Source organism: Enterococcus raffinosus (assembly GCF_018917525.1).
GTDB lineage: Bacteria > Bacillota > Bacilli > Lactobacillales > Enterococcaceae > Enterococcus_A > Enterococcus_A raffinosus_A.
Genome location: NZ_JAHLOS010000035.1, coordinates 1 through 18,329, shown reverse-complemented (window position 1 = coordinate 18,329; position 18,329 = coordinate 1). Strand labels below are relative to the sequence as shown.

Sequence of the window (18,329 nt, the reverse complement as noted above, 5' to 3'; positions counted from 1 at the left end):
TGACTTTTTTAGTTATCTAGTTTAATTTTACAATTGGCGATCGTATTAACATTATATAAAAATTAGACTTCAATTGAAATAAGATAGTATTACAACAGTTCAATTAAGAGTTGGTTAGATTACTTATCGGAAGGTCAAGTTTTTTATTGAAAATAGAGCCTCTCTCCATGATAGAACCAACTCCTTTTATGCTTTGTCAATTACAACGTATTCATATGCTACCCAATTTGAAGGTCCTGTTCCGATTGCATACACTTCCCAATCGAACGGATGAGGCATTGGAAAAATATTTGTCGGTAAAATTTTCTGTACTAGTTTATAACCTGGGATATCCTTAGGAAGCTCTACTAAATCTCCTGGCATTAGTATTTCTGAACTAGGTAGGTTCGCAGTTTCTAATGCCTGATTAAATAAGTCAAGTTCCTCCTGAGTATACTCTCCAGTCAAACTATAAGAGTACCTCATAGTTACTTCTTCTGGAACAAAAAGATATTTCAATCCTTCAAAGTTTCCCACTTTGAAGGCTTCATCATAAATTCGATCTCCAATAGTGTATGAAATCCCCTTATAAGTAACTTCCCCGAAAGAATAGCTCCATTTTGTCACAAAATCTTTTTTCGGATCAATTGGTAAAATCTTTACATACCCCTCTTCTTTATTGTACATAAAATACGGAGACGTATAGAACCAATCAGAAAATGAGTACAACGTCGCGCCAGTCTCTTTATCAAACAAATACCCTGTTCCACCTAAAGTATCTAGAAAAACACCAATAATTAAATTCGAATCAGCATTATTATTATCTTTATTCCAAACACTATCAGAAGCAGACATTGATAAACTATTGACTAAACTATTTCTTTCTGAAAGACTATTACTTGTTGAGTTTGAAATAGCAGATAATGATTCATATCTGTTGGTTTGACTATTTGAAACAGACTCTGAGACGCTACTCAGATTACTTGTTCTAAGAGATTGACTGTTTGAAATAGAATCTGATACACTGCCCAGATCATTTAGTCTAAGAGACTGACTATTTGAAACAGATTCTGAGATACTACCTAGATCATTTACTCTAAGAGACTGACTATTTGAAACAGACTCTGAGACACTACCTAGATCATTTACTCTAAAAGACTGACTATTTGAAACAGACTCTGAAAAAAAGGTTGACCCACAAATAGATTCTGATAATGATATTGACTCGCTACTAGGTTCTGATAATGACATTGACTCGCTACTAGGTTCTGATAATGACATTGATTCGCTACTAGGTTCTGATAATGATATTGACTCGCTACTAGGTTCTGATAATGATATTGACTCGCTACTAGGTTCTGATAATGACATTGACTCGCTACTAGGTTCTGATAATGACATTGACTCGCTACTAGGTTCTGATAATGATGTCGTCTGAGAATTAAGCCCACTAATTGAAACTAAATTTTCCTTAGAAACCGACGAATACTCTGGACTCTTTGTTAAGTCCGAACTAACTTGTTTTTCTGATGATGCAGGAATTTGTGTACTTTCCTCTGTTGCTAGTAAGTTTTCCGTGTTAGTTTCACTCATCTTTTCATTTTGAATATCTGTTACTGCAGCAGAAACGTCATTAGAAAATGCTGTCCCTCCCAAAATACCGCCTACTGCCGTAATTGAAGCGTAAAACCAATTTTTCCAACTTTTAGTTGTTCTTTTTTGTTTTTTTCTCATGTTATTCATAATAATCCTCCTTAACTGTTTTACATATGAGTGTTCCATAGTTTACATCATTGATTTCAGAACCGTTCAAATTGATTCAATATTGGGACAATTTAGATACGTCGCTAATTTTTTTATATTAATTTTGATGTAAAGCCGACGCTATCGAACCCGGTTTTGTTAAATTGTCCTGAAAGATCACTATTAACAAACCACTACTCCTCCAATTAAAACTGGTTGTTTACTAGTTTCCTAACAACCATATCAACCTTCTCGTGCTAAGAGCGACTCAAAGAAAGACATCTTTCAGAAATTATCCAATTTCTAAAAGATGTCTAGTTCGATAATTCGGAAATATCCTTTTTTTGTTCATTACTCAGCACACACTTTCGTCGGTATGCCATTCTTTTTATAAAAAATCCATATGTTTAAATTAATGATTTTGTGTTTTCATACGTATTTAAAAGCTCAATTTAAAACAGATGATAATTGACTTTATAGTCTAATTAGACAAAAGTGCTTAAAGAGATGAATGGTTATTTACACCGTTTATGTTACACTCTCGTTTTCTGTGTTTGGACTATGAAGAACTTTTCTTGCAATTTTCTCAACCCGCTCAACATCACTTTGGTGCTTCAAATTTCTTCTTAGTATTCTGTAATACTTGCTCCTTTCGATTCTGTTATTCCTGCAAAATTCAGAAATATTCCCTTTATTTTTATCATTTAATAAAATCTTTGATATCAACTTATCACTTGCTTTTAGATACTTTCCTTTGCCGGTAACATAATTTATTTTCTTTTTTTCATCTCGTAATATATTAGCCACTACTAAAATCACATAATCCCCAATATCCCCAGTTTGAATGTTTTGGTTGTCAGTATCGAGTCTAATATCTCGAAAAATTTTTTCAGCTTCATCATCAGCAGCATTATAGTTTTCTTCAGTTAACTCCGGATCATAATTAATAACTGCTTCTGCAATTTTTTTATATTACTTAGATAACTTTTAGAGAATTTTATACTCTTAATAGGATCACAATATTTTTCCTCGCCTGTATCTTTCATATATTCTTCTCTTTAATTCCATTGTATCGTATAAGACTTAAACGATACATCTTCTGGTTATCCATTGGCTGCCCTAAATGTATAATCACTCTTACGAAGCTCAAGTAGTTAACAATTATTTTTTTTGCTTAGACAGGTTATACTAAAGTAGACACTAAATTAAGGTAATTCGAGGAGAAATTACTATGAAACGTAGATCCTTCACACAAGAATTCAAACAGCGAGCTGTTTTACTCGTCCTGAATGAAGAAATGCCTGTCAAAACTGTTTCAAAAAAATTGGAAGTCCGTCTCTTCGTAACACCCCAGTTGAAAAGGTGTACCTGGATCTTCAAAATAGATATCAATATTGTGCTGATTACTTTCCAGTTAGAAAATTCTTTTCCACAATCAAACGTAATAGATTTTTAGAAATAGTTTGAAGCCAGTTGCTTAAGGATGACTCAATATTCTTTGCTTTACGACCTTCTGGATTTAACGTAATAGTTGCTTTTGATTGGCGCTCCACCAGTGTGATTACTGCATTTTTATGATGCACCCCAACAATTGTGTTCCCTTCTAAATGCCCAAATTCTTTCTGAAAATATGGGTGATTTTTGGTTCGGTCTGACAAGTTTCGCCTAAACGCTTGTCTTCCACGTTTTTCAGTATGAATCGGCTACACTAGACTAGACAGAAAAAATAAGGTGTGTAGAATAATAAAAAACATACTGGAGGATTTTTCATGTCAAGACGTCAACGTAGAACCTATTCAAAAGAATTCAAACAACAAGTCGTCGATCTCTACCTTGCAGGCAAATCCCGCGCAGAAATCATTCGAGACTATGAGCTGACCGCTTCAGCTTTCGATAAATGGGTGAAGCAGGCTCAGTCGACGGGCTCGTTCAAAGAAAAAGACAACCTAACCCCGGAACAAGCAGAACTGATCGCACTTCGAAAGAAAAATAAGCAGCTCGAAATGGAGAATGATATTTTAAAGCAAGCAGCGCTGATATTCGGACGAAAAGACAAGTGATTGATACCAACAAACACAAATACTCGATATCAGCGATGTGTAAAATCTTAAAGATTTCCCGTCAGACTTATTATTATCAAGCACAACCTGTCAAAAATGAGTCCGAGTTAGAAGAAGTCGTACAGGAAGAATTTATCCGCAACCGAAAAGTCTATGGCACACGGAAATTAAAAAAATGTTTAGCTAAGCGTGATCTTCAAATCAGTCGGCGCCGAATTGGGCGGATTATGAAACAACGTGGATTGAACTCTACGTACACGATCGCTCATTTTAAAAACCATACAGCGACTTGTAATGAAGCAAAAACAGCGAATGTACTGAATCGAAACTTTACACAAGAAAAACCATTGGAAGCCATTGTCACGGATCTTACCTATGTTCGCGTTGGAAAAAAATGGCATTATATCTGTCTTATTCTGGATTTATTTAATCGAGAAATTATTGGTTATTCTTGTGGGGCGAAAAAAGATGCCGCATTGGTAAGAGAAGCCTTTGGTCGGATTCCCTATCCATTGACAAACGTGAAGCTTTTTCATACAGATCGTGGAAAGGAATTTGATAATCAAACCATTCATGAGATTTTGAATGGTTTTGAGATCACGCGCTCGCTGAGTAAGAAAGGCTGTCCCTATGATAATGCCGTTGCGGAATCTACCTATAAATCTGTCAAAGTCGAATTCGTGCATCAATCTCAATTTGAGACATTGGCACAACTACGCTTGGAATTATTTGATTATGTGCATTGGTGGAACTATCTGCGATTACATGGCACATTGGGGTATGAAACACCGATTCAGTTTCGTCAACAGAGATTGGCGAAGCGGACCCTTGATAATGAGCACGGATCTGATACCTCTGGAGAGGCAGCGTAATTGAATGAGCACGCTTCTGCCAGAAAGAATCCGATCCGAGGAGGCTCATTGTCAAGGGCAATCGGAGCCATAACACCAAGGGATTCACAACACCTTATAATTTTTGTCAAAAAAAGTATTGCCATTCCAGTATCTATTCCTCTTATCCAGAGTAGCCACTACCTAAATTTTCTATTTCATTGAAAGTTTTTTCCTTTACCAGTTTTCCCCGCAACTGCCATTCATATTGCTCATATTCTCTGGAAAATTCCCGATCGGGAGAATAGACAAGTAGCTTTCTCCGAGTTCATCTTCAATCTTCAATATGCCCTTCCCTCTCTTTACCGGACAAATGATCGCAGATTGAATATCTTCAATGTCTTGCCAATAATTTTCATCTTCAATTTTATGAGGCATCCCTCTGATGTATTGTAGGCAATTCACATATATCATTTCCTCTTTCCCCAAAGGACAAATTGAAAAAGAATACAATAATTAAGAGACCTCGTTTGAAACTGAGGCGATTTGTTCGAGTATTGTTTCGCCGTCAGTTCGTTCGTATCCAGCGAATTCCAACAGCTCATCCGCGAATTCATTGGATATTTTTTTAAAGGCATCTTTCAAACTTTCAGCAATATATTGGTCTTTTATCTTTACTCCCAACAAAAAAGAAGGTCGATAAATCGTGCCTTCTCGTTCCAATAAATTGACTGTTTCTTGGGAGTAATACTCGCCAAGCTCAGGATTATTTTGATCAAAACCTTCAGACAATTTCGTGAATCGACTGGATAAATTCATGGTTCGTGGGAACATGATTAGCTCCGCATCCTCATAAGGCGCCAGAAGCTGCATCAAATTTGCCATTTGTTCTTTGTTTTCTTGAACCGCTTTTAAATTATTTATCGAAATCGTTTTTGGTGATACTTGGTAATATGCCCAAATATCGTTATCGCTTGTTAACAATAACTTTCCTTTTAATGCTCGGATAGGACTTTTTACAATTGACATACAGAAGTATCTCCTCTTCTAATTATGTCTTCAACAACGACGGTAATAATTCTCGTACATATTCTAAGCTATAATATTCCAATAATTCTGATACTGCATCTAGCAATTGTCGCTGCACATGTGGCTCTACATTTTCTTGTTTAAGTATTCCAGCAATATGCGCAAGATATTCATCCTCTGTCACCTTAGTCACTCCCTTAGCTATTCTGTCTCAAATATTCTTGTTGGAGTTGTTTGATATAACTTTCAAACAACAATAAAATATCTCCTAATTTCAAATTTTCTGCGTATGAACGTTTGGCTATATAATTGGGCCAATACGTTTTCTGGATAAGTGTATCCTGTTTTATCTGATCAATAACGAATAACCATACTTCGAACAGTTCTGCATCTAAAGGCAAACCACTACGATAAGTCCATGTATTCGAAAATGCTGAATAACAGGCTTCAATTGAAGGAAGCTCTGGATCAGATAAAATTAGATAAATATCATAAAAATCCTTCATACGAGAATTAATTGTACTTAATGTAAGAATCGTTTCCGTCTTTTCAGCAAGGATCGTCTCTACTGGATAAGAATAAATCTTGATAGATTTACTTTCATGCTTTGTATCATTGAATAGCAAAGGAATCTCACGTAAGTTAGGCTTAGGTGTAATCACATCGCCCACTCCAATATCCAAAGTAAAATTATAGATTGAGTTAGCATCAAGAAATTTTAAAATCATCTTTGCTCTGATCCCTGCGTATTTCTTTTGCTCCTGGATGGTTTCAATACTTGATACTTCAATCGTAACATTATCATTCAGATCCACCGCAGCGATTGTTTCTAGAATAACCAAAAGTTCTTCTTTTTCATTAGTGATATTCCGAATCAACGTATCTAAATCTTGCGTAGTACGTTGTTGAATATCATAGATCGTTTCTAACAAAAATCCTCCTTTGATAATGAATTTATCTAGATAGGGCGTCTTTTGCAATCTAGCAAGAAATCGTTCAGTTGCAAAACGAACATAATACTCTTCAAAACTTACATTGTCAGGCATATTCTTGATCAAATCTTTAAGCCGTTGTGAGTTCAATCAATACAACCTTCTTTCTAAATAGTAATTAACTTTATTTAATACCCCATCAATTGACGCACGATGTTGAAGTCTTGGCAGCATTTTTTGATTTTTCTCAATATATTGTTTATATGCCTGAACTTTAACTTCTTCTTCTACTGAAAATTGTGGCTTAACAATGTCTATCAACGTTTGCTCAAGAGGGGTAATCAAGATAGGTAGTCCATTTTCCAAAGACATTTGGGTACTTTGATTGATCGTTGCCTTTACATTTTTCATTAGCAGGATTGGATCATTGTCTGGGTAAAAAATCTTTAGTTGTTGTCTCGTTTCAGAAGTAGTTATATCTTTTACTTCTACTAGAGAATGCTCTCCAAAATTGATTTGTTTCAAATTGTAAGTTCTAGGCATATACATGATCGTTTCTTTTGGAATCACATCAGAATAGCCATAATAGTACAGCGCTGATTCCAACGCAATCGTGGCCTTGCTATATTTTTGTTGGAACATAAATGGAGCATCTATTGTACTGTTTGGATAAATGTATGATCCTGTTGTAATTTCCTGCAACTGATATTTTTCTACAAAAGACTGAAAGTTATATCTACTAATATCTTCCTTAAGAATAAGTGTTCGGATAATATTTCCCTTGTACTTACTGGCTAACTTTAGAAACGTATATTCTTGAGAATCTGGATTGGGCATTTCATTTCCTAGCAAATAGGGCTCTAGAATATCCTTTTCGTACAGAGGCTCAATAAAGTTCATTAGTTCGCATAAATGTTTAGACGATAATTTCTCAGTTCGTTGAGAGATAAGTTCTCGCAATTCCTCATTTGAAAATCCATCTTCTTTCTTCTCATATTTATCAAATCTATAAGACATCAGATTCCCTCCTTTCAACTTTAACAGCAAAATGAAGCGATTTATGATTTAATATTATCATAATATCATAATTATGGACACAATTTTTAAACATTAAATCTTAATAAGGATTCTATTGCGTTAAATATCAAAAGAAGTCTTTGGAACAAATATAACTACAATTATAGTGGATCTGTGTCAATAAAGTGGACTCATTTTTTGAGAATTTTTTTGAAACCAATCCACTCTCGAGTTGTTTCATGATTTCAGACAATCGTCAAACCAAAACCGTTTGACCCTTCTCTGAAACCATGAAAAGAGATAGATTAACGTATGATAAAGGGAAGAGTGAGATACTTCCCTTTATCAACTTAGTTTTGTGCTTCGATATATTTATACACCTGTTGTCCAACGATTCCTCCCTCGCCGACTGCTGTTGTAATTTGTCGCAGCTCTTTTTCTCTTGCATCTCCAATGGCAAAAACGCCTGGGATTTTGGTCTTCATCTCCGTATCGGTTTCGATCCAACCAGCATTATTTGTGATCCCCATTGCTTTGAATGGTTCAGTTAATGGTTTTAGTCCAACATAGACAAATACACCATCTGTTGGTTCGACATACACTTCATCTGTTTTAGCATTACGAATCCGTACGCCAGTTACGGCCATGTCTGTTCCGACAATTTCTTCCACAACACTATCCCAGATAAATGATATTTTCTCATTTGCGAAGGCCCGATCCTGAATAACTTTTTGCGCTCGTAATTCATCTCTTCGATGAACAACAACAACTTCAGAAGCAAAACGCGTCAAATAAATAGCTTCTTCGACTGCTGAATCTCCACCGCCAACAACAACTATGCGTTTATTTTGAAAGAATGCACCGTCACAAACAGCACAGTAAGAAACTCCCATACCAGCAAAGGCTGTTTCACCAGGAATCCCTAATTTACGATGCTCACAGCCTGTCGCGATAATAATTGTTTTTGCTTGATAGATTTGATTTTCTGTGATCACTTCTTTATAACTTCCATGATCTTTAATCTCTTGAACAATTCCATACGTATTTTCAGCTTCAAATTTAGTAACACTGTCATACATTTTTCTTGCTAGTTCTGATCCCTTAATCGATTCAAAACCTGGATAATTTTCAACATCTTCTGTATTATTCATTTGTCCTCCAATTGCGCCACGCTCAATCAAAAGAACTTTTAGGTTTGAGCGTGAAGTATACAAGGCTGCGGTTATTCCTGCTGGACCAGCACCAATAATGATAACATCATACATATTTTTTCTCTCCGTTCGTTTTATTATAAGATCACTGTGTCAATTCTTCCTCTGCATAGCTGCAACAATTCTATGTTTACCTCGCATACTGTCTATCACGACCTAAATAAATAGGTTTAGGTTTGAATCTTTCGTATCACCTAAGTAAGTTGCAACTCCACCATATTCAACAAAATCAAATAGCTCATCACGTTCAATTCCCATAATATCCATACTCATTGTGCAAGCTACAAATTTTACGTCCAATTCGTTAGCCTTCTTAATCATTAATGGTAAGGAATCAACATTTTTTTGTTTCATCACTGATTTAATCATTTTTGCACCTAATCCACCCATATTCATTTTAGATATTGGTAAGTTATTTGCTCCAGCAGGAAGCATCAGATCAAACATTTTTGCCATTCTATTTTTTCGTATCTTCTTTTTCTTTAAGATACTTAAACCCCAGAATGTAAAGAATATGGTTACCTTTTTCCCCATTGCTGCAGCGCCACTAGCAATAATCATTGATGCCAACGCTTTATCCAAATCACCACTAAAAACAACCATAGTTGCGCCATCTTTAGTTTCATGAAGCACTCCTTCTTTTGGCAATTGATTCTGAATGCTCGTTGAAGTCATTTCTTCAGTTCCTTTGGCAATAATCGCAGTAACTTTATTTCCTTGAATTCTATTATCGAGCAGCGTATTTCCCGTATTTTTACACCAAGCTTCAATATCAGCAACAAATCCAAAATCACTTGCTTGTACTTCAAGCTTTTGACCATCCTTCATCTTATCGACAGATTCTTTTACTTTTAGAATAGGTCCCGGACATTGTAATCCACAAGCATCAACTTGAATAAAATCTTTAGATTTAGTCGGAACTTCATTTTTCATTGGCTTAGAAGAACTAACGATTTTCTCTTCTTGATTTTTTTTCACCTCGTAATGAGCTTGTTTATAAGTTTTATATCCGCCATCAATATTTTTTGCACGGAATCCGTTTTGCGTTAGTATCCTTGCCGCATTATATCCTCTTAATCCAACTTGACAGTACACATAGATTATCTGATCTTTAGGGAGCTCATCTAAACGACCGCGTAGTTGAGAAAGTGGGATAATGTGGCTATTAGGTAGTTCCCCTGTAGCTCGTTCAAATTCTTCTCTTATATCTAATAAATAGGCTTTATTCTCTATTAAATCTTTTACTTCACTCCAAGAAACGGTTTCAATTCTTCCAGATAATAGATTATCCGCTGTATACCCCAACATATTTACTGGATCTTTTGCACTAGAATACGGCGGTGCATAAGCAAGTTCGATACTAGCTAATTCATCGGCTTTAGCTCCAAATTTCATTGCTGTTGAAATCACATCGATTCTTTTTTCAACGCCTTCCGTCCCTACTCCTTGTGCACCTAATATTTTTCCATTCATACCAAATAATAATTTTAATGCAATAGGACTAGCATCTGGATAATAGCCCGCATGTGAATTTGGATGGATATGGATACTTTTATATGGAACCTTTAGGCGTTGTAGAACTTTTTCCGAATTTCCTGTGGATGCTGCTGTAAGTTCGAAAATTTTTGCGACGGATGTTCCCTGAGTACCTTTATAGCTGGTATCAATACCATTAATAATATCCGCAACCAGACGTCCTTGACGATTGGCAGGCCAAGCCAAAGGAATCAATGTTGGATTTTCATTCACAAAGTCGGTAACTTCAATGACATCCCCAATAGCATAAATTCCAGGAATACTTGTCTCCAATTTATCATTGACTTTAATTGCACCACGTAAGCCTAACTCTAATCCAGCTTTTTTTGCTAGTGTATTTTCAGGAGTCACGCCAATTGATAAAATAGTTAACTCTGTAGAAATCACTTTTCCACTATTTAACAGTAACTCTTTCCCTTTTTCCTGAAACGCTTTCAAACCATCTCCCAATATAAGCTTTACACCATGTAGATCAATTTGAGCATGTAAAATCTGAGCAAGCTCAAAGTCGATGTTGGGCATTACCTGATCAGACATTTCAACTAGTTGAACGTGTATCCCCAAATCAACTAAGTTCTCCATCATTTCTAGTCCAATAAATCCACCGCCGATGATTGCCGCTTTTTTCACTTGATGTTCATTAATAAAAGCTTTTATTTTATCCATATCAGGAATATTTCTTAAACTAAATACATTCTCAGCAGTATTCAATCCTTCTATGGGAGGGACAATTGCTTTAGCTCCCGTTGAAATAATCAGAGAATCATAACTCTCTTCATAGGTTTCATTTGATTGATGATTTGTTACAGTCACTATCTTTTTTTCAGGATGAATAGATGTAACTTCTGAAAAATTTCGAATATCTAATCCATATTGCTCCGACATCCCATCGACTGTCTGCAACAGTAAATCGTCTCTATTCTTAATCGTTCCTCCAATATGATAAGGTAATCCACAATTCGCAAATGAAATGTATTCTCCTTTCTCAAAAAGAATGATCTCATCTTCTTCATTTAATCGTCGTAATCTCGTAGCTGCAGTTGCCCCACCAGCTACTCCTCCAATAATAATAATTTTTTTACTCATAAAAAAACTCCTTTCACAACCCAGATAATACCCTACAAGGGTATATGTAGTCAAATATAATTTTTTATTCTTGTTAAATGAACGATCATTCTAAATTTATTTATTGACAACACCTTATTTATCATGTTTAATATACCCACAAGGGTATAAAAGGAGATGTGATTATGTTTGGATTTTTTAGTAGTATTCCAAGTATTTCTACTGAAGAGCTTGCAAGAAAAACAGACAAAAGCTTTATTTTATTAGACGTTAGAACACCATCAGAATACCGGTCGGGGCATATAAAAAATGCTAAAAACATCCCCGTCAATAAAATCGAGAGTTATGAGCAAGATAAAAACGAGGAAATCTATGTTATTTGTCAATCTGGTGTACGCAGTAAACAGGCCTCTCGCATTCTAAAAAAGAAGGGCTATAAAGTAATTAATGTACGTGGCGGTATGAGTAGATGGAATGGTCCAACTAGAGGAGGAAAGTAGAATGACTAAGATAATTATTGTTGGTGGCGTTGCTGGCGGAATGTCGGCTGCCACTCGTTTACGTCGCTTAATGGAAAATGCAGAGATCGTTGTTTTAGAAAAAGGTCCTTTTGTTTCTTTTGCTAACTGTGGTTTGCCTTATTATGTTTCTGGTGAAATTAGTGAACGAGAAGCTTTGATCGTCCAAACACCTGAAACCTTGAGAGAAAGATTTTCACTAGATGTCCGACCGATGCATGAAGTACTTTCGATTCAGCCAGATCGCAAGACTGTAACTGTTAAACACGAAGAAGAAGTATTTGAAGAATCCTATGATTATCTGATTCTTTCTCCTGGTGCAAAACCATTCATACCACCAATTACAGGAATAGATTCTGCCAAGAATGCTTTCAGCCTTAGAAATGTACCGGATCTGGATGCTATCATGAACCAGCTCGACAATGTACAGCCAGTAAATGCAACTGTTATTGGTGCTGGCTTTATCGGACTAGAGATGGCAGAAAACTTACAAAAAAGAGGGCTTAAAGTGACTCTGGTGGAAAAAGCGCCCCATGTCCTGCCACCATTAGATGAAGAAATGGCCGCTTTCGTAAAGAATGAACTTGTAAAAAACGGCATCAGGGTGATCACCTCTCAATCGGCTGTTGAATTTAAAAATGAAGGAAAAGAAATCATCTTAGAAGATGGATCAAAGATAAATTCTGATTTAACTATCTTATCAGTGGGTGTCCAACCAGAAAATTCATTAGCTAAAGAAGCGGGTATCAAGTTAGGAATGCGTGGTGGAATCCTAGTTGATGATCATTATCAAACAAATATTGAAGGCATCTATGCTGTAGGGGACGCAATCATAGTAAAACAACAAATTACTGGTGAAGACGCATTAATTGCTCTTGCATCTCCAGCAAATCGTCAAGGCAGACAGGTAGCAGATATTATTTCTGGGATGCAACGTAAGAATAAAGGTAGCATTGGTACTGCAATCGTTCGCGTATTCAATTTGACTGCTGCTTCAACAGGATTAAGTGAGCGAGTTGCTAGACAATCAGGATTAAATTTTCAAGTGGTCCACACCTCTGGGAAAGATCATGCAGGCTACTATCCTGGAGCTATAGATATTACCCTAAAATTGATATTCAATCCAAAAACAGGTGAAATTTACGGTGCACAAGGAGTTGGTGAAAAAGGTGTAGATAAACGCATTGATGTCTTAGCAACAGCTATAAAGGGGCAGCTTACTATTTTCGATCTACCTGAATTGGAGCTCACCTATGCTCCACCATTTGGTTCTGCTAAAGATCCCGTGAATATGCTGGGTTACGCTGCCATGAATTTATCAGAAGGTCTAAGCGATAACGTTCAGTGGTATCACTTAAAAGAAGAAGTAACGACTAGAAAGAAAGTTTTACTTGATGTTCGTGAAACAGAAGAATTATCTACGAACGGAAGATTCAAAGCCGCGATTCATATCCCATTGAACGATCTACGTTGCCGCATTTCAGAATTAGATCCGAATAAATCATACATTGTCACATGTCATAGTGGTCTACGAAGCTACATCGGAGAGCGGATTTTAAAACAGGCTGGATTTGATGCTGTGAATCTTGACGGTGCCTTTTCTTTATACAATGAAGTATATCCGGAGGAAATTAATCATGTATAAATCCATTTCTATCGATGAATTTTATCAAAAACAAAAAAATGAAGAATTAACTATCTTGGACGTAAGAGAAATCTATGAATTTAAAAACGGTCATATCTTAAATTCAAAAAATATTCCCCTCAGCAACATAGATCAGGCTTATAAAAATCTAGATAAAACAAAACCTTATTTTGTTATTTGTCACTCTGGCTCCCGATCCATTAATGCTTGTATCTTCCTAAGCAACAATGGATTTGATGTGACGAATGTTATGGGCGGCATGTCTAGCTGGAAAGGTGATGTTGTCATTTGACGTCATGCAATAGAAAAATTGTTAATCGATTGAAGAGAACAGAAGGTCAAATTCGCGGTGTACAGAAAATGATTGATGACGAAAAAGATTGTATCGATGTCATCACTCAATTAAGTGCTGTTCGATCGAGTATTGATCGGGTCATGGGAATTATTGTCGCCGAAAATTTGAAATCCTGTCTTGAGAATCCAGAAACAAACAAGGAGCTTCAACAATTAAAAATTGAGCAAGCCCTATCTATGATTATCAAAAAATAGTATGGAATTTATTAAGGAATAGCCCGTTTGGGTGAAGGAAATGACGGAAGTCTTTTCAAAATATGAAGAATGAGGTTTTTTTATGAAAATTTTAAACGAAGCAAACTTTGAGAACGAAGTAAGCAATGGGTTACATTTGGTTGATTTTTGGGCAGATTGGTGCGCCCCTTGCAAAATGCAATCTCCAATACTGGAAGACCTGAGTAGAGAGCTTGCTCCAGAGTCCGCAAAAATAAGCAAGGTAAATGTTGACCAAAATCCTGGATTAGCTCAAAAGTTTGGAATTCAAAGCATTCCTACAATGTTAATAATATCAAATGGCAGAGTTGTCGATCGTTTAGTTGGTCTTAGAACAAAACAAGACTTGAAAACTGAATTAGGATACCATATGTAGCAAATTTACTCAGTGAACTACTCACCACTTAGCTAAACCTTACGGTTCTTAACGCTTGAAGTGGGAGCTTCTTGGGAATAGAGCATACTTGATAGCGTATTTCTTTACTAACAGCGGTGACTCTTATTTACCAAGCTATCCCCGTAGTCCCTACGGTTTCTGATTATATCTAATCTAATAATTGTATCCTTAGACCTTCGGTCAAAATATTGATACTAGCATTGATGTCTCAGTCATGATGGGCGTGACAAATAGGACAAGTCCATTCTCGAATATCAAGCGATTTCTTGCCGTCTTTATGTCCGCACTCTGAACAAATCTGACTAGACGGAAACCATTTATCTACTTTGATGATTTTCCGTCCATACCAGTCAGCTTTGTATTGTAATTTAGTGACGAAACTAGACCAAGACACATCAGAAATGCTTTTTGATAGTTTATGATTTCGCAACATACCTTTTCATCATCAATCACTTGTCTACGATATTTCGTTACTAAAACAAGTTAGGCCTACAATTACCAAATCTTTTACATGTGATATACTAATCACTGGCAACTGCCCCGTGAGGGGGTGTAAAGATGTTCACTGATTTAATTTCGTTTGTTATCGCCCCATTATTTGTGGATCTAGTTCTCGTACTAGTTGATCACTGGCTAGATGATTAGCGGATAACAGAAGCAGTTGCCTTCTAGCTCCAACGCTGGAGTCGCAACAGCGCAAAGAAAAGCCCTCCTACTGGTATAGGAGGGCTTTTTGGTGTAAAAACATTCACTTAATTTCGTTTCGCAAGTCTATTATAGCATAAATTTTTTCCATTTACCACTTAGGGATACATGGAACATCCATGCGAAAAAGTACCGTAAGATAGTAAATACGAATATTCTTATGATTTCCAACAGTAATTTATACTTGCCTATTTCATTTATTTTACCGAAAACAAATCAAAGAACTCACTTAGGGTAAAAATCAAAATCCGTTTCTCACCAAGCCGGATCAAAATCATTCCGTACTCAAAAGTTTCATTTCCTGTCGGTAGATCAATCACTGCACGTCCTTTCTCCACATTCTTCTTCGATTTTTTTATTGAGAAGGGCCTACAAAATTCTTTGACATCTTCCTAATTATCTTTTTTTATATAATATGTAGTGAGTATCTATATTCAGTCTACACGAACCACTTGGATTGAATAACAGCTTCGATTCTTCATCAGACAAATCCATATTCTCTTGAACTCCCTTCAGAGATTATTTTTTCCTACATTATCTCAGATTCTAAATAGAGAAGGTAGCAACTCTCGAACAAATAATCGCTGTTTGACTTGCTCCTTGGCCTTTGGAATTGACTACCGAATAGGTGAGTTGGTACACACCAACAAGGTTGGCATTTACCTCACCAATGTAGTTCACTTTCGACGTAAGATCGCCATCTGTTTTATCTGTTGCACTGACCCCAGCCATTGGATCAAACGCACTACCTTTAACAACCGTTTGGACAGGAATCAGATTAATCGCAGGACCAGTCTCTGACGGGACATTCGGTGGAAAGGGATTGACATCCAACGGGGTTGTGACAGAATCATGTGTAGGTGATTTTACAACTTCCGTTTTTTCCGGTTGTTCTATTTCCGGGACAGTAATTTCTGGCTCTCTTATGTTCCCTTGCGGGATTTCTGAAGGAGATGCCTCCTCTGGTGTTACTTCTGCCACAGCAGGTAGCACAATTTCTGGTGCCACCTCCATTTCCTGAATCCCCTCCTGATTTTGACTCACTTCTCCTTCTGTTGCGGCAACCGTTTGTGTCGCAAGAAAAGCAGCTAATAACATGGAGGCAATCGTAAGACTTGCCAAATACTTCTTCTTCATTCCTAATTTTTCCTTTTTTCTAATCCCTAAAAGGGAGTAGACCTAAAATAATCATTTGATCTATCTCAAAAAATGGAATCATCCCTTTCTCCATTTAAATTTTATGAGTAACTTTGCTTAAACTATTGCTACTACTCGATAGATGCTTTCCAATAGTCGAGCCACTTACTCCAACTTATTCACTTCTTACTCTCTATTCTTGCTTCTCATTCTTTAGTAGTGCACCTTTGGTCAATTGCTCGACTTTACTCTCTAGATCCGCGTAAAGCTCTAAAAAGGTGGTTTTAGATTCTTTCACTTCAAGCAAGATTTTCTTGGCACGATTGCTGATCGATTCCACTTCTAATTCTGCCGCATCAACTAAATGTTTGGCTTCTGATTGCGCTTCTTCAAGTGTTCGATTGGCCTGTTTCTTCGCAGTAAACAACACTTCCCCAATTTCCAGTTGTGACTGCGTCACCTCTGCTTTTAAGGCGTCATTCTTTTTCATTAAATCATCAATTGTTTGTTTGGCTTGTGCCAAGGCTTCTGGATCTCCAGCCATATCATTGGATTTCTTCACCAACAGTTCTTCTAATTGCTGAAGCTGGTGATTTTTTTGCTGAAGGACTTCTTCTGTCGTTTGTAAGCGACGCGTTACCTCACCCTTTTCTGCTTGAAGTTTCTGACAAGTCTCAGTCAATTCGACAATCTGTTCATTCAAGGTTGCTAATTTCTCCAATTGATCGGCATGTTCTTTTGTCGTGGGTCCACTTTGTTCCCCTTCTTCAGAATCTATAGCTCCTGAGGAGCTCGCTACCTCTTCCAGTAAACGAGTGATTTGAGCGTTTTTCTCCATCAACTTCTTCTCTAATTCGGCATTTTTATCCAATAATTCTTGATGATAAATCTGATCGTCTAACTGAGATTCCAATTTCGTGATCTCTTCTTGTGCTTGTAACAGCTCATCATTCAAGGCTTCTTTTCCTGCTTGAAAAGGTTGCGCCAACTCATTGGCATCATTTGATACGGCTTCCGTATTCCGTTGTTCCTGTGTTTCTTCGACCTTCCCTTCAGTCATTGCGTCTTTCATCGTTTCTATTGTCTGTTGATCCATTCTAATCTGCTCCTCCAATTGTTTGATTTTTGTCACTTGTTTATTTTTCTCCTGTTGCAATCGTTCATTAATTTCTGTTAATTGTGCGACTTCTTCGATTGAATGACTATGTTCTGACAGTAAGGTCGAATACGCCTCTTCCAGCTCTGCCAATTCAGTCGTTGCTGCGATTAATTCTTTGGCCTGCTGTTGATGGATCGCTTCTAATTTTTCAGCGACCTGTGCAGCTTCTTGCCTTTCTAAAAGCAAGTGATCGACTTGCTCATTCAATGCCGCAATTTCCATTTTCTAAATTCGAAACGTACTCTGTTCCTGATAACCGAACTGTTGTTCAACCTCGGTTTCGGTATCCTCATAACTCTTGTTCTCATAGGTAACCAACTGATCCCGAAGTCGTTGATTTTCTTGTACTTGCTGCGCAATTTCTTTTTCATACAACGCAAGTTGCTCTTTTTGCGCCTGTAGGCTTCGCTGGTGGATTTCTTTCGATTCAGTCAATTCTTCTACCAATCGACGATTGGTCAACTGAGCCTCTTCTTGTGTCTGGGACACCTGTGTCAACTGCTCTTCTAATTGCTACCGCTCTTTACTATACCCGACTTTTTCCAATTGCTCTTGTTCAATATCATCATTGATAAATTCGTTGATTTCTTCAATAAGGTTCTTATTGAAAAACCAGCCATTCTTCTTTGCCATTAGCCCTTTCCTCGTAAGCGTCAGATAATAAGGCGTCTCGTTTTCTCCTTCGCCGACTGCTAAACTTACTATATCAACTACAGGAGGTGTTCCAAATGGAGAAAAAAGAGATTGTGCCCATTCAGATCGTGGATCGAAATCCACCAATGGCACCCACTGCTCCCGC

At 36.9% G+C, this 18,329-nt stretch carries 21 protein-coding genes and 3 pseudogenes; 8 read left to right on the top strand and 16 right to left on the bottom strand.

The window, feature by feature from the left end; translation table 11 throughout:
- Window positions 1-186: 186 nt before the first annotated feature.
- Together KQI58_RS17545 and KQI58_RS17540 are read right to left on the bottom strand one after the other, a co-directional pair.
- Window positions 187-1,722 carry a hypothetical protein gene (locus KQI58_RS17545; RefSeq protein ID WP_216410292.1) on the bottom strand — a complete coding sequence of 512 codons (1,536 nt, stop codon included), beginning with the start codon at window positions 1,720-1,722 and terminating at the stop codon, window positions 187-189.
- Between the two features lie 528 nt (window positions 1,723-2,250).
- Window positions 2,251-2,541 (bottom strand): hypothetical protein, encoded by a 291-nt coding sequence (locus KQI58_RS17540; protein WP_216410291.1) that lies wholly within the window; start codon window positions 2,539-2,541, stop codon window positions 2,251-2,253.
- A 412-nt stretch (window positions 2,542-2,953) separates the two neighbouring features.
- Here KQI58_RS17540 and KQI58_RS23210 point away from each other — a divergent pair.
- Window positions 2,954-3,010: pseudogene (locus KQI58_RS23210) on the top strand (hypothetical protein); the annotation flags it as partial.
- Window positions 3,011-3,052: 42 nt separating this feature from the next.
- On the opposite strand, the pseudogene KQI58_RS17530 reads toward KQI58_RS23210, so the two are convergent.
- Window positions 3,053-3,419, bottom strand: a pseudogene (locus KQI58_RS17530) (IS30 family transposase); the annotation flags it as partial.
- A 72-nt stretch (window positions 3,420-3,491) separates the two neighbouring features.
- Between KQI58_RS17530 and KQI58_RS17525 the strand changes: the two are divergent.
- Window positions 3,492-4,654 (top strand): IS3 family transposase gene (locus KQI58_RS17525; protein WP_216410289.1). Its coding sequence is split into 2 segments (ribosomal slippage): window positions 3,492-3,768 and window positions 3,768-4,654, totalling 1,164 coding nucleotides; the frame shifts between segments, so codons are not numbered across the junction.
- Window positions 4,655-4,849: 195 nt separating this feature from the next.
- Here the strand turns inward: KQI58_RS17525 and KQI58_RS22830 are convergent.
- The 7 genes from KQI58_RS22830 to KQI58_RS17495 form a co-directional block, all read right to left on the bottom strand.
- Window positions 4,850-5,086 (bottom strand): hypothetical protein, encoded by a 237-nt coding sequence (locus KQI58_RS22830; RefSeq protein WP_253296015.1) that lies wholly within the window; start codon window positions 5,084-5,086, stop codon window positions 4,850-4,852.
- Between the two features lie 42 nt (window positions 5,087-5,128).
- Window positions 5,129-5,641, bottom strand: coding sequence for a hypothetical protein (locus KQI58_RS17520; protein ID WP_253296014.1), 513 nt, complete (start codon window positions 5,639-5,641; stop codon window positions 5,129-5,131).
- A gap of 22 nt (window positions 5,642-5,663) precedes the next feature.
- Window positions 5,664-5,825: a hypothetical protein gene (locus KQI58_RS17515; protein ID WP_216410288.1), complete on the bottom strand. Its 162-nt coding sequence runs from the start codon at window positions 5,823-5,825 to the stop codon at window positions 5,664-5,666.
- A 13-nt stretch (window positions 5,826-5,838) separates the two neighbouring features.
- The gene (locus KQI58_RS17510; RefSeq protein WP_216410287.1) at window positions 5,839-6,723 is read right to left on the bottom strand and encodes a nucleotidyl transferase AbiEii/AbiGii toxin family protein; all 885 of its coding nucleotides are present in this window, start codon (window positions 6,721-6,723) and stop codon (window positions 5,839-5,841) included.
- Complete coding sequence (locus tag KQI58_RS17505) at window positions 6,724-7,590, bottom strand: hypothetical protein (protein ID WP_216410286.1); 867 nt, start codon at window positions 7,588-7,590, stop codon at window positions 6,724-6,726. It abuts the gene before it with no gap.
- Window positions 7,591-7,940: 350 nt separating this feature from the next.
- The gene (gene trxB / locus KQI58_RS17500; RefSeq protein ID WP_216410285.1) at window positions 7,941-8,855 is read right to left on the bottom strand and encodes a thioredoxin-disulfide reductase; all 915 of its coding nucleotides are present in this window, start codon (window positions 8,853-8,855) and stop codon (window positions 7,941-7,943) included.
- A 102-nt stretch (window positions 8,856-8,957) separates the two neighbouring features.
- Complete coding sequence (locus KQI58_RS17495; protein WP_216410284.1) at window positions 8,958-11,423, bottom strand: CoA-disulfide reductase; 2,466 nt, start codon at window positions 11,421-11,423, stop codon at window positions 8,958-8,960.
- Between the two features lie 164 nt (window positions 11,424-11,587).
- Here KQI58_RS17495 and KQI58_RS17490 point away from each other — a divergent pair, with 164 nt between their 5' ends.
- From KQI58_RS17490 to trxA, 5 genes are all read left to right on the top strand, one after another.
- On the top strand, window positions 11,588-11,902 hold the full coding sequence (locus tag KQI58_RS17490) for a rhodanese-like domain-containing protein (RefSeq protein ID WP_216410283.1): 315 nt from the start codon (window positions 11,588-11,590) through the stop codon (window positions 11,900-11,902).
- A gap of 1 nt (window position 11,903) precedes the next feature.
- The gene (locus KQI58_RS17485) at window positions 11,904-13,565 is read left to right on the top strand and encodes an FAD-dependent oxidoreductase (RefSeq protein ID WP_216410282.1); all 1,662 of its coding nucleotides are present in this window, start codon (window positions 11,904-11,906) and stop codon (window positions 13,563-13,565) included.
- Window positions 13,558-13,857: a rhodanese-like domain-containing protein gene (locus KQI58_RS17480; protein WP_216410281.1), complete on the top strand. Its 300-nt coding sequence runs from the start codon at window positions 13,558-13,560 to the stop codon at window positions 13,855-13,857. Before KQI58_RS17485 ends, KQI58_RS17480 begins: the two co-directional genes overlap by 8 nt.
- Window positions 13,854-14,114, top strand: coding sequence for a metal-sensitive transcriptional regulator (locus KQI58_RS17475; protein WP_216410280.1), 261 nt, complete (start codon window positions 13,854-13,856; stop codon window positions 14,112-14,114). Before KQI58_RS17480 ends, KQI58_RS17475 begins: the two co-directional genes overlap by 4 nt.
- Before the next feature lie 82 nt (window positions 14,115-14,196).
- A complete protein-coding gene (gene trxA, locus KQI58_RS17470; RefSeq protein ID WP_216410279.1) occupies window positions 14,197-14,508 on the top strand; it encodes a thioredoxin in 312 nt (103 codons plus the stop codon).
- Between the two features lie 229 nt (window positions 14,509-14,737).
- On the opposite strand, the pseudogene KQI58_RS17465 reads toward trxA, so the two are convergent.
- Window positions 14,738-14,968, bottom strand: a pseudogene (locus KQI58_RS17465) (zinc ribbon domain-containing protein); the annotation flags it as partial.
- Between the two features lie 119 nt (window positions 14,969-15,087).
- Here KQI58_RS17465 and KQI58_RS23205 point away from each other — a divergent pair.
- Window positions 15,088-15,174 carry a type I toxin-antitoxin system Fst family toxin gene (locus KQI58_RS23205; protein WP_216410310.1) on the top strand — a complete coding sequence of 29 codons (87 nt, stop codon included), beginning with the start codon at window positions 15,088-15,090 and terminating at the stop codon, window positions 15,172-15,174.
- Between the two features lie 257 nt (window positions 15,175-15,431).
- On the opposite strand, the gene KQI58_RS17455 is transcribed toward KQI58_RS23205, so the two are convergent.
- The 5 genes from KQI58_RS17455 to KQI58_RS17435 all read right to left on the bottom strand — a co-directional run.
- A complete protein-coding gene (locus KQI58_RS17455; RefSeq protein ID WP_216410278.1) occupies window positions 15,432-15,572 on the bottom strand; it encodes a hypothetical protein in 141 nt (46 codons plus the stop codon).
- A 208-nt stretch (window positions 15,573-15,780) separates the two neighbouring features.
- A complete protein-coding gene (locus KQI58_RS17450; RefSeq protein WP_216410277.1) occupies window positions 15,781-16,371 on the bottom strand; it encodes an immunoglobulin-like domain-containing protein in 591 nt (196 codons plus the stop codon).
- Between the two features lie 193 nt (window positions 16,372-16,564).
- Window positions 16,565-17,752 carry a hypothetical protein gene (locus KQI58_RS17445; protein ID WP_216410276.1) on the bottom strand — a complete coding sequence of 396 codons (1,188 nt, stop codon included), beginning with the start codon at window positions 17,750-17,752 and terminating at the stop codon, window positions 16,565-16,567.
- Window positions 17,753-17,755: 3 nt separating this feature from the next.
- Complete coding sequence (locus KQI58_RS17440) at window positions 17,756-18,019, bottom strand: hypothetical protein (RefSeq protein WP_216410275.1); 264 nt, start codon at window positions 18,017-18,019, stop codon at window positions 17,756-17,758.
- A gap of 24 nt (window positions 18,020-18,043) precedes the next feature.
- Window positions 18,044-18,329 (bottom strand): hypothetical protein (locus tag KQI58_RS17435; RefSeq protein ID WP_216410274.1); only part of this gene is annotated, 286 nt, incomplete at its 5' end.